The 11,371-nt window shown below is 37.4% G+C and carries 15 protein-coding genes; 12 read left to right on the top strand and 3 right to left on the bottom strand.

The genetic code is table 11. The features are described from left to right. The 3 genes from V7266_RS28045 to V7266_RS28035 form a co-directional block, all read left to right on the top strand. Window positions 1-623: hypothetical protein (locus V7266_RS28045; RefSeq protein WP_335472504.1), on the top strand; the 623-nt coding region annotated here is incomplete at its 5' end. Window positions 624-803: 180 nt separating this feature from the next. Next, a complete protein-coding gene (locus V7266_RS28040) occupies window positions 804-1,472 on the top strand; it encodes a DUF2642 domain-containing protein (protein ID WP_335472503.1) in 669 nt (222 codons plus the stop codon). Window positions 1,473-1,713: 241 nt separating this feature from the next. Beyond that, on the top strand, window positions 1,714-2,106 hold the full coding sequence (locus V7266_RS28035) for a thiol-disulfide oxidoreductase DCC family protein (RefSeq protein ID WP_335472502.1): 393 nt from the start codon (window positions 1,714-1,716) through the stop codon (window positions 2,104-2,106). 93 nt (window positions 2,107-2,199) lie between these two features. Here V7266_RS28035 and V7266_RS28030 read toward each other — a convergent pair whose 3' ends face one another. After that, window positions 2,200-2,739 carry a GNAT family N-acetyltransferase gene (locus V7266_RS28030; protein ID WP_335472507.1) on the bottom strand — a complete coding sequence of 180 codons (540 nt, stop codon included), beginning with the start codon at window positions 2,737-2,739 and terminating at the stop codon, window positions 2,200-2,202. Window positions 2,740-3,288: 549 nt separating this feature from the next. Here V7266_RS28030 and treP point away from each other — a divergent pair. From treP to V7266_RS27990, 8 genes are all read left to right on the top strand, one after another. After that, window positions 3,289-4,713 (top strand): PTS system trehalose-specific EIIBC component, encoded by a 1,425-nt coding sequence (treP, locus tag V7266_RS28025; RefSeq protein WP_335472501.1) that lies wholly within the window; start codon window positions 3,289-3,291, stop codon window positions 4,711-4,713. Window positions 4,714-4,793: 80 nt separating this feature from the next. After that, a complete protein-coding gene (gene treC, locus V7266_RS28020) occupies window positions 4,794-6,464 on the top strand; it encodes an alpha,alpha-phosphotrehalase (protein WP_335472500.1) in 1,671 nt (556 codons plus the stop codon). 14 nt (window positions 6,465-6,478) lie between these two features. Next, a complete protein-coding gene (gene treR, locus V7266_RS28015) occupies window positions 6,479-7,186 on the top strand; it encodes a trehalose operon repressor (RefSeq protein WP_335472499.1) in 708 nt (235 codons plus the stop codon). A gap of 201 nt (window positions 7,187-7,387) precedes the next feature. After that, window positions 7,388-8,065 carry an SOS response-associated peptidase gene (locus V7266_RS28010; protein WP_335472498.1) on the top strand — a complete coding sequence of 226 codons (678 nt, stop codon included), beginning with the start codon at window positions 7,388-7,390 and terminating at the stop codon, window positions 8,063-8,065. Between the two features lie 219 nt (window positions 8,066-8,284). Further along, on the top strand, window positions 8,285-8,518 hold the full coding sequence (locus tag V7266_RS28005; RefSeq protein WP_335472497.1) for a hypothetical protein: 234 nt from the start codon (window positions 8,285-8,287) through the stop codon (window positions 8,516-8,518). Between the two features lie 60 nt (window positions 8,519-8,578). Next, the gene (locus V7266_RS28000) at window positions 8,579-8,797 is read left to right on the top strand and encodes a hypothetical protein (RefSeq protein ID WP_420491513.1); all 219 of its coding nucleotides are present in this window, start codon (window positions 8,579-8,581) and stop codon (window positions 8,795-8,797) included. Between the two features lie 12 nt (window positions 8,798-8,809). Further along, the gene (locus tag V7266_RS27995; RefSeq protein ID WP_335472495.1) at window positions 8,810-9,043 is read left to right on the top strand and encodes a hypothetical protein; all 234 of its coding nucleotides are present in this window, start codon (window positions 8,810-8,812) and stop codon (window positions 9,041-9,043) included. A gap of 110 nt (window positions 9,044-9,153) precedes the next feature. Next, window positions 9,154-9,774: an RraA family protein gene (locus V7266_RS27990; protein WP_335472494.1), complete on the top strand. Its 621-nt coding sequence runs from the start codon at window positions 9,154-9,156 to the stop codon at window positions 9,772-9,774. 56 nt (window positions 9,775-9,830) lie between these two features. Here the strand turns inward: V7266_RS27990 and V7266_RS27985 are convergent, their stop codons facing one another. Then, on the bottom strand, window positions 9,831-10,268 hold the full coding sequence (locus tag V7266_RS27985; RefSeq protein ID WP_335472493.1) for a GNAT family N-acetyltransferase: 438 nt from the start codon (window positions 10,266-10,268) through the stop codon (window positions 9,831-9,833). Between the two features lie 137 nt (window positions 10,269-10,405). Between V7266_RS27985 and yyaC the strand changes: the two genes are divergently transcribed. Further along, window positions 10,406-11,008 carry a spore protease YyaC gene (gene yyaC / locus V7266_RS27980; protein ID WP_335472492.1) on the top strand — a complete coding sequence of 201 codons (603 nt, stop codon included), beginning with the start codon at window positions 10,406-10,408 and terminating at the stop codon, window positions 11,006-11,008. Between the two features lie 156 nt (window positions 11,009-11,164). On the opposite strand, the gene V7266_RS27975 is transcribed toward yyaC, so the two are convergent. Then, a partial coding sequence (locus tag V7266_RS27975) for a hypothetical protein (protein WP_335472491.1) occupies window positions 11,165-11,371 on the bottom strand: 207 nt, incomplete at its 5' end.

Here is an 11,371-nt window from a genome sequence, read left to right as displayed (position 1 = left end):
ACTCAAAGGATTCAAAAGAGAAAGAGAAAAAGAAGGATGAAGGTTCTGGTCAGTCACCGAAAGAGTATATAGCAGAAACCATTTCGGACTCCGAAAATTCCGAAAAACAATTTGAATCTGTAGCCACAATTGGAATCGATTCAAACCACAAGATGGTATGGTCTAAACCGGTCAAAACGGAATCAACGGCTACGATAAAAGAAGCAAAGGTTGAAAACTCTTCAAAAGATAAAAAGCAACGGGATGAACATGACGGTCAGAAGGATTATAAGAAAGACAACTCAAAAGGTTCTAAATCACAGGAATCAAAATCGCAAAAAGAAGCTGAAAAGTCTTATAATCAAACATCCACTTCCACTTCATCCAAACAGGAAAAGAAACAAGAAAATACTCAAGAAGCTGTTGCCGCCTCAATACCTGTTATTTCACAAGATGTCGCACCTAAGAAAGTAGAAACTACAACAAATGAGAAAGTCGTGAATGATACTAATAATGTGTGGAAACAAAAAGATCAAGAAACCAGAGCCTTCCGCTTTACTGGTGAACCCATTTCTAAAAATCAAGAAAGATCATTCCCGTTTGCAGGCTGGCCAAGAAAGAATAGTCGAACATTTCATTTCTAATTCACACATTAACATGATAAAATCAGATGGCTCTATCGAACAAAGCTTTTTGACGGCATCCATGACCTCTTACAAATAGACGCTGGGCAAATCTAATTATTATATAAATTGGATAATGAAACAATCTTATTAGCCCAACTCTATTTGTGAATGGAACTATCTAGGAAAGGATGTGAGTTCGTGAAATTAAAAGAGAATATAGGCAAGTATATTAAACTTGAAATCTCAGGTAAGAAATTTATCAATGGTCTTTTAGTGGATATCGGAAGTGATTTATGGGTTATTTTTAACGGGATTGATTATCTTTATATCCCTACCATTCATATTCAAAATTGGCAGTTTATGAAACAATATGAAATTGATGAAATTGCCATGAATGACGAACCAACCCCCATTTATAATCATAATGAAGAGATTTCGTTACGGAAGACCCTAACAGCAGCAAAAGGAATATTTACAGAAATTTATGTCACAAGTAACCAAGCTTTACATGGTTATATCATTAGTATCATGAATAATTACTTTGTCTTCTACTCCCCCATTTATAAAACCATGTTTATCTCGTTAAATCACTTAAAGTGGTTAATTCCGTATACGAACAATCAACGCCCATACGGATTAAGTAACGCGAGTCTACCGGTGAGTCCAAGCAATCTTACGTTTGCGCGGTCCTTTGAAGTTCAAATTGAAAAATTACTCGGAGAATTAATCGTGTTTAATATTGGGGAAAATGAAAATGTGATCGGAAAGATTCAATCTATTAATAACAATTTTGTTGAATTAATTAGTGCAAAAGAAGACCCTATTTATATCCACTTCCAGCATATAAAAACCATGCATATGACCTAAGTAGATTTTTTTTTAGCTAATTTTAAACAAGCTTTTTGGGATAAATCAGAAAAGAGTGTCATATGACACTCTTAAAATTTGTACATATAAGGGTGTCAGGCACCATTCGTGGACATTGTACATATAGGGTGGACAACTCCGAAGAGACGATTCGTCAGGATTCTTCAGTTAAAGATGTTATGATAATGATTAGAAGCTGATCTGCATTGTTAGACCTATTAGGATAAAGAGGGTAGATAAAATGGAACGGATTATTTTATTCGACGGTCAATGTAATCTCTGTAATAGCAGCGTTCAATTTATTTTAAAAAGAGACCTTAATGGAATTTTTAAGTTCACTTCCATTCAAGGAAAGATTGGTCAGGAGCTTTTGAAAAAACATGGCTTACGGACTGATATTAACAGTTTTGTTTTATTGGAGGACGGGAAGTTTTATCTAAAATCAGATGCTGCTTTACGAGTCTGTAAAGAGCTGATGGGTTTTTGGAAGCTGTTGACCATTCTTTTAGTCGTTCCTCCCTTCCTTCGAGATTATGTCTATAATTACGTGGCTTCTAATCGATATAAATGGTTTGGAAAAAACGAAAGTTGTCTGCTCCCGTCCCCTGAATGGAAAAGCAGATTTTTAGAGTAATGGTTTTAAACAAGAAATCAAAAAAAGGCTGTAAAAAGCAGCCTTTTTTGATTCCAACCATTTAGATATTGAAAATACAATTTCTCTTTAAAATTATTGCTGGAAGGACTCTTTATGGAATTGTCCGATATAGGTAAATAGAATCTTCCCATCGGATGATAATTTAGTGTCAGACGTTATTTTTTTATACATTGCCTGATAGGGCTCGGGGACCCAGATGTATTGATGGATATATTCCGTCAAGACAAAACCGCACCTCTCCCAGAATGTAACCCTGGCCTGATTTTCCGACGTCTTATAAGCTTCCACTTCAAGGATTAAACTATTATAGTTCCCTGTATTCCTGGCCCACTTCTCAATATACTCCAGCATATGTCTCCCCATGCCCTGCCCTCGCAGTTCTTCTTTGACCGCTAAATAATCAATTAGCAATGAATTTGCTTCTTTCAATATACCAGTTAACGCCATTGCTGTTACTCGGCCATCATCTAGCCCAATATGTAAATAACAAAGCTGTTTTTGAAACATATTCCGGATAATTTTTTTAGGCTTTGCCCCTTTACCTTCAAATGCTTGATCATAAATCGGACTAACTAATTCCCAGACATGGTCATCCCACTGATTGAATGTCATAAATTCCAATGTCATGCTCCCCCGCTTTTAAGGACATATACCCTGCACACATATTACCAAATTATAGTTAGGTATTCCACCAACACATCAAAAAAAAGAACCTTTGAATAGATTCAAAGGTTCAAACAGAGAACTTAGTGGTCTAGGCTAAGCTCTCACAATTAGGAGGTCTAAACTCAGAAGAATTTAAACAAGTTCATTTTACCATTTTCCGAATCTTCAATCAATGATTTATTGCTGTAAAGTAGGAAAGTAATTTCAAAAGCTTATTTTAAAATATTAAAATACTTTTATTACATTTTTACCTAAATGATGCAAATGTATGGATTAATTGGATGAGCACCAAAATAATAGTGATTTTATGCTATAAAAAAACTTAAAAATTATTGGTTGACATACATGTATATACAAGCTACAATGAAACCGTAATCAAAACTTGTATATACAAGCAAAGAAGGTTAATGAAACCGTACACAAAGCATGTATGTTTCGGGTTTTATATTAATAAAAAGGAAAATGGTCCTATACCATTTTTTAGGGGGAAAAGAAATGACGAAGTATACAGATCCTTCGAAAGATCTACTTAAACACATAGGCGGTAAAGAAAATATCGCAGCCGTTACTCACTGTGTGACAAGAATGCGTTTTGTTTTAAACGATCCAAGTAAAGCAAATGTAAAAGAAATTGAATCCATCAAACTTGTAAAAGGTACATTTACCCAGGCCGGTCAATTCCAAGTAATTATCGGCAACGAAGTACCCAGCTTTTATAACGAATTTGTAAAAATTGCTGGTGTTGATGGAACATCTAAAGAAGAAGCCAAAAAGGCAGCAAAGCAGAATCAAAATTGGATTCAGCGTATGATGGGGCACTTAGCGGAAATTTTCACACCATTAATTCCAGCCCTAGTCGTCGGTGGTTTAATCCTTGGTTTCCGAAATGTAATCGGTGACATTAAATTACTAGATGACGGAACAAAAACAATTGTTGAAGTATCTCAATTCTGGTCCGGTGTTTACTCGTTCCTGTGGCTGATAGGTGAAGCAATATTCCACTTCCTTCCAGTCGGAATCACTTGGTCAGTAGCTAAGAAAATGGGTGCATCTCAAATTCTTGGGATCGTTCTTGGTATTACATTAGTATCACCGCAATTATTGAATGCTTATGCTGTTGCAGGTGCAAAAGAAATTCCAACTTGGGATTTTGGTTTTGCAAAAATTGAAATGATTGGTTATCAAGCACAAGTTATTCCCGCTATTTTAGCTGGATTAGTATTAGGATTTTTTGAAACCAGATTACGTAAAATCGTTCCAAACTCAATCTCCATGATTGTTGTACCGTTCTTTGCCTTAGTTCCAACTGTATTAATTGCACATACAATTCTAGGTCCTATCGGCTGGCAAATTGGCGCTGGTATCTCTCACGTTGTATATTCTAGCTTAACTTCATCATTTGGCTGGTTGTTTGCAGCAGTTTTCGGATTCGCTTATGCACCGCTTGTCATTACAGGATTACACCATATGACGAATGCAATTGACCTTCAATTAGTAAGTCAGTTTGGAGGTACAAACCTATGGCCTATGATTGCTCTATCAAATATTGCTCAGGGTTCAGCTGTTCTTGCGATGATTTTTATCAACCGTAAAAACGAGGAAGAAAAGCAAGTATCGATCCCAGCAACGATCTCCTGTTATTTAGGTGTAACAGAACCTGCGATGTTTGGTATTAACCTTAAATACGGATTCCCATTCTTGGCGGCGATGCTTGGTTCCATGGTGGCAGGCGTTGTATCAGTGGCGAGCGGCGTAATGGCTAACTCCATCGGTGTTGGCGGTCTTCCAGGTATTCTTTCGATCCAGCCAAAATATATGGCTATGTTCGCTGTATGTATGCTGATTGCAATCGTAGTTCCCTTCATTTTGACTACAATCTTTGCAAAAACAGGTTTAAATAAGGCAAAGCTTAGCAAATAATGAGCACTCCATACAGGAGGGAGACCATCTCCCTCCTTTTCCACATTAGATTAAACAAAATAATTAGGTAGGTGTTTTTCATGTCAACAGCATGGTGGAAAAAAGCGGTCGTTTATCAAATCTATCCAAAAAGTTTTAATGATACGACTGGAAATGGTACCGGAGACATTCAAGGTATTATTAATAAATTAGACTATTTAAAAAAACTAGGTGTGGACGTTCTTTGGTTAACACCCATTTATAAATCTCCACAGCGGGATAATGGATATGATATTAGCGATTACTATTCCATTCATGATGACTACGGTACAATGGAAGATTTTGATTTACTGCTTCAAGAAGCACATCAACGCGGAATCAAAATTATTATGGATATCGTCATCAATCATACCTCGACGGAGCATGAATGGTTTAAACAAGCCAAGTCCTCCAAAGATAATCCATACAGAGACTTCTACATCTGGAAAGATGGCAAAAACGGCGAACCCCCTACTAACTGGGAATCAAAATTCGGCGGATCAGCATGGGAATTTGATGAAACAACCCAGCAATACTATCTTCATTTGTTCGATGTCACTCAAGCAGACTTAAATTGGGAGAATGAAAAATTACGTGCCGCTCTATATGAAATGATGCACTTTTGGTTAAAAAAAGGTGTGGACGGATTTCGTTTGGATGTCATCAATTTAATTTCAAAGGACCAGCACTTCCCTCAAGATGAGAGCGATGGCCGTAAATTTTATACAGATGGCCCTAGAATTCATGAGTTTTTACATGAAATCAATCAGCAAGTGTTTTCTAAATACGATATCATGACGGTTGGAGAAATGTCCTCTACTTCCATTGATAATTGTATTCGTTACTCGAATCCTGACAAAGAGGAATTAAATATGACCTTCAACTTCCATCACCTGAAAGTGGATTATCCTAATGGCGATAAATGGACAAGAGCTGATTTTGATTTTCAAGCTTTGAAAGATATCCTATCCACATGGCAAATCGAAATGAACGAAGGCGGCGGCTGGAATGCCCTCTTCTGGTGCAATCACGACCAGCCTAGAGCCGTTTCCCGCTTTGGCGATGATATTCATTATCTTAATGAATCCGCTAAAATGCTGGCGACTACGCTCCATTTAATGCAAGGTACTCCTTATATTTATCAAGGCGAAGAATTTGGCATGACCAATCCAAACTTCAACTCAATTGATGAATATCGTGATGTCGAGTCATTAAATATGTTTCAGATTTTAAAAAATAGAGGCATGGGAGAGCCAGAAATCATTGAGATCTTAAAGCAAAAGTCTCGTGACAATTCCAGAACCCCTGTTCAATGGAATGATCGTGAGAATGCTGGGTTTACCACTGGTACTCCGTGGATTAACACTGCTGCGAATTACAAAGAAATCAATGCAGAGAAGGCAATTCAGGAATCCGATTCCATCTTCTATCACTATCAAAAACTCATCCAATTACGAAAAGAGTATGATATCATTACCGATGGTGATTTTGAATTAATTTTAGACCAAGACCCTGAGATCTTTGCTTTTATTAGAAACTTCGGTTCTGAAAAATTACTAGTCATCAATAATTTTTATAGCAGAGAAAAGACAGTGACCCTCCCTTCTCACTTAAATCTTGATGAACATCATTGTGAAATGTTAATCTCTAACTATAATGACTCAGAAGCACATCCAACGAAGGCAATGGTGCTGCGTCCATATGAGTCAATTGCGTACCACTTGAAAAAATGAACGGAGATGTCGTTATGACAAACAAGTACCTAACTATTTATGAAACAATAGTAGAGCAAATCAAAAATGGAGACCTAGCTCCGCAAACACTTCTTCCCTCGGAAAACGAATTAAAAGAACAATATAACACTTCTAGGGAAACGATTAGAAAAGCGTTAAATTTGCTCTCACAAAACGGCTATATTCAAAAAGTTAGAGGAAAAGGTTCTATTGTCATAGACATCAGTAAATTTGATTTTCCAGTCAGCGGATTAGTTAGTTTTAAGGAATTAGCTAGTAAAATGGGGAGAAAACCCATTACGATTGTCAATGAGCTATCCTTAATTAAACCTGATGGCTATATTCGGCAGCAATTACAGCTGGGAAGTAAGGACCTGGTATGGAAGGTAGTTCGGACAAGGGAAATGAGCGGTGAAAAAATCATTTTAGATAAAGATTATTTATGCAGCAAATTTGTGCCTTCCCTAACAGAAGAAATCTGTGCGGACTCCATATATGAATACCTAGAAAAGGAACTGAACTTGACCATCAGTTTTGCAAAAAAAGAAATCATCGTGGTAGAACCGACTGATGAAGACCGTTCACTGCTGGACCTTGAGGATTTTCACAATGTGGTGGTAATTAAAAACTTTGTCTATTTAGATGATGCTACTTTGTTTCAATATACAGAATCAAGGCACCGTCCCGATAAATTTCGATTTGTCGACTTTGCCAGAAGATAATAACATTAGGAGACCTTATAAAAAAGAGGTCTCCTTTTTTTGGTGCTTGTCAATCCTCCCCCTTCTCTTTTACATGGTCCATTTAAGAATCATAGATTCGACGATTAATGGACAGATTGTCAGAACTCGTACTAGGAAACTTTTGAAATCCACTCTTGCTATTGCTACAATAGATGTAACAAATACTCGAGGTGAAAAATAATGTGCGGCCGATTCACATTAACAGCAACGATTGAAGAGATTATGGACCGGTTTGATATTCAATCCTTTCTGGACGAGGAACTGTTTGCTCCAAGTTATAATATTGCCCCCTCCCAGTCGGTACTAGCTGTCATCAATGACGGATCTTCAAACCGCATGGGCTTTTTAAAATGGGGTCTTGTTCCTCCATGGGCAAATGATCCTTCAATTGGCAATAAAATGATTAATGCTAGAGCGGAAACGATCACGGAGAAACCGAGTTTCCGTAATGCTTTTAAGAAAAAACGCTGTTTGATAATCGCTGATAGTTTTTATGAATGGAAACGTCACAGTGATAAAACAAAGACTCCGATGCGGATTAAATTAAGGTCCAATGAATTATTTGCCATGGCTGGACTTTGGGAAGGGTATAAGGCCCCGGACGGAAAACGAATCCATACCTGTTCCGTGATCACAACGGGACCTAATGAATTAATGAAAGATATCCATGACCGGATGCCGGTCATTTTAAAACGTAAAGATGAACCGACCTGGCTGAATCCGGAAATTGGAGATAAGAATATTTTAACCCCCCTGCTTGTTCCCTTTGATGAAGGTTTAATGGACACATACGAGGTTTCAAACATGGTTAATTCACCTAAAAATAACTCCATTGAGCTTATCCAAAAGATATGTTGAGCCTATTTTTTAAAATACATATTTAAAATGGACATGTTCACTACATGCACGTACAAGCACCAACATATGATGTACTAACCCATGAAAGTTTTCCTTCTTTCGAAAGTGGCAGACCCACTTTCTTTTTTTTTGACTTAAAGGTATGTTCTTATCAACCTTTTCATTGAATATATTCATTAATACAGTCTACTGGGTTTATGATGAAAGGAGGATTAAAACTTGATTTTCAACCCATCAAATGTCAATATTGGCAACATGAAAATTAATAGCCCTGACCACGGAAGTGCTGTTAATTTTGGATCATCCTTTCTTAAAGGAATTAATGTGGTTGGAAAAAAGAATCAAGGATTTGGTCAACAATTAGGCAATGATTCCGTTACCATTGTTCCAATCCATCTGATACAGGACGACGATACAATTGATTCAACCAGTAAAAAAATAAATAGTCCCTAGTTTTTAAATCAGGGCAGGTAAACTTAATGATTAGGAGTGATACACTTGAATATCGCCCCAATGGCCATTAATTTTCTAGGCTTTAAAGTCAACACAGTGGATAATTCCTCTTATATAAATCTTGGGCCAAACCAATTTGTTGATCAGTTGCTTTCTTATAAGCGAAACCAGGGGGTTGGAGAACAAAATGGTGATTTATCTCCTGTTAACATCCCGATATCCTATGTCGTCGATACGGATGTAACGGATAGCAATACTGCCAAAAACAGTATTGTTTAAGGGGGGATACAGTTGATCTTTGCACCGATGAACGTCAGCCTTGGAGATATAAAAATCAATGTCTTCGACCATGCATCTGTTTTTAATATGGGACCTAATCAAATAACCGATTTATTTATTTCCTACAAACGCAATCAAGGATATGGCGAGCAAAATGGAGATATTGCACCCATGTTAATCCCTATCTCATTTATATTGGATAATGATTTGAATGACAGCACGACTGTAAAAAATAGTATTCTATAAAAGCTGCTGAGAGGACTTCTATCTAAGGAAGTTCTTTTTTTTGAAATTTCCAGATTATTATAAAACAAGTTATAATAATCTATGGAAAATAAATGTAGAGGAGTTTTTTTATGGACCAGATCGTAGAGAAATTTCGACAGTTACCGACCACCTGTATTTCTGACGCAATGAATGGGTTGAATAACCTGCACCCTTCTATCAAACCATTGGAAAATCATTATAAACTTGCAGGAAGGGCGCTAACTGTTAAAACTCCAGTTGGTGACAATCTTGCCGTTTTAAAAGCTATTCGAGAAGCGAAGTCTGGTTCTATTTTAGTAGTCGATGCTAAAGGGGATGAATATCGAGCAATTGCTGGTGATTTTTTCTTAGGGATGGCTAAAACTCTTGGCGTTGGCGGTCTAGTTGCAGATGGTGCCATTCGCGATGTCAATGGAATCAAGGATTTAAAATTCCCCGTCTTTGCCAAAGGGACAACTGTGGCAGCTAGTGCTAAAGACGGGGGTGGAGAAATCAATGTACCTATCTCCTGTGGAGGAGTATCTGTCCAACCTGGTGACATTGTTGTGGGTGATGTTGACGGGGTACTCATAATACCTCAAGCAAGAGAACAGGAAATCCTGGCAGAATCATTGGACAAACTTAAAAAAGATCAACTCCGCGAGGATAGAATTTCAGGTAATTATGAAGAAACGATTAAATATTTAGATGAACTTCTTTCTAAAAAATAGCTCGTCCCCCTCCCCCATTTTCTATTAGGAAATGGGGTTATTTCTAAATGTACTACTTAAATGGAATAATAATAGAAATAATTTGTTTCTTTTTTAAAGCCTATTTTTTCATAGAGTCTTTGGGCGTTATCGTTATCGCTAGCAGTTTCTAAGAATAGACCCTTTGCTCCTGTCTCTTTTGCGAATTCAATTGCTTTTTTTAATAGATTCTCACCAACACCCATTCCCCGGACTTCTTTTTTTACATACAAGTCATTTAAAATCCATGACCGCTTCATGCTGACACTTGAAAACGATGGATATAGTTGAACAAACCCCAACGGATTTTCTCCATCCAATGCAATAAAGGCAACAGATTCATGCTGGCTTATTCTTTCTGTTAAAAATTGTTTAGCCCCCACTAAATCAGATTTTTGCTTATAAAACATCCTGTATAAATCAAATAATTCTAAGAGCGGTTCAAGTTCAGTTATGGCAGCTTTTTGAATTAACATTTTGGTCCTCCTTGTGTTTTCTCTAAAATAATTATAGCAATATTTCCCACCTTGTAGATTTTTATTTTATCAGGAAGGATTTTGCTGTGTAAATGAAGAATATTTTTTCATAAGCCATCTTTGTGAGGTGTTCAGTAGTGGGAACGTTGCAGTACAACAATAAGGAACATAAGTTCCTTGAAAAGGTAATATCATATGATGATCGACTAGCACCTCTATTTATTCGTAATACCTTATATTCACTCATTCCAGAAGGTACAAAGCACATTTATGTAGTGGGGATTGGTTCTAATTTAATTAGTGGTGACAGCCTTGGTCCCTTTGTTGGAACCTTACTCCGAAACACATATCCTAATCATTTAACGGTATTAGGAAACCTTGAGTACCCAATGGATGCAACAACCATTGTTCCGGAAATTTCACGTCACGCCTTTCCCAAAAATAGTTTTGTTATTTCGATTGATAGTGTGCTTGGATCGGTGGATTTTGTGAATTCGATTGTTTTACGCCGTGGTCCAATGAAGCCGGGCTTAGGCCTTGGACAAAACCTGCCTCCAATTGGAGATTGCAGTGTCATGGGGGTTGTTCTGACAAATGACGCAGTCCTTGGGAGCGGTTTATTATACACCAATTTGCATCTTATTTATACAATGGCTACTAATATAGCAAAAGGTATATCACTGGCAGTAAGGCAATTCTTTCATTATCCGTCTGATCAACCTCTCTTGCATGTTATTTAGTTTTGTATGTGTAAATGTTTGTCTGCTTTCATGATCATGTTGGTGTTTCCTGTCAGCTTAATCTGCTTAAAGGTCATTCATATTAAAAAAAGCCTTGTATGAGCCAAGGCTTTTTGTGTTTATTGGAGTATTTCCTTTTTCAATGGAGAAATTAAATTACATTCCTCCGAGTCCGCTCATACCACCATGTCCTCCTTGGCCTGGGTAACCTCCCATTCCACCGTGTCCTGGGTAACCTCCCATTCCATGTCCATAATGGCCAGGATATCCACCCATTCCGTGTCCGCCATGACCTGGGTAACCACCCATCCCTCCGTGTCCGACGTGTCCTGGGAATCCACCCCAGCCACCGTATCCATCATG

Origin of the sequence: Neobacillus drentensis (assembly GCF_036965645.1) — a bacterium.
GTDB lineage: Bacteria > Bacillota > Bacilli > Bacillales > Cytobacillaceae > Neobacillus > Neobacillus drentensis_D.
Note: the sequence above shows the minus strand (reverse complement) of the source record. Positions and strands in the feature narration are given on the sequence as shown.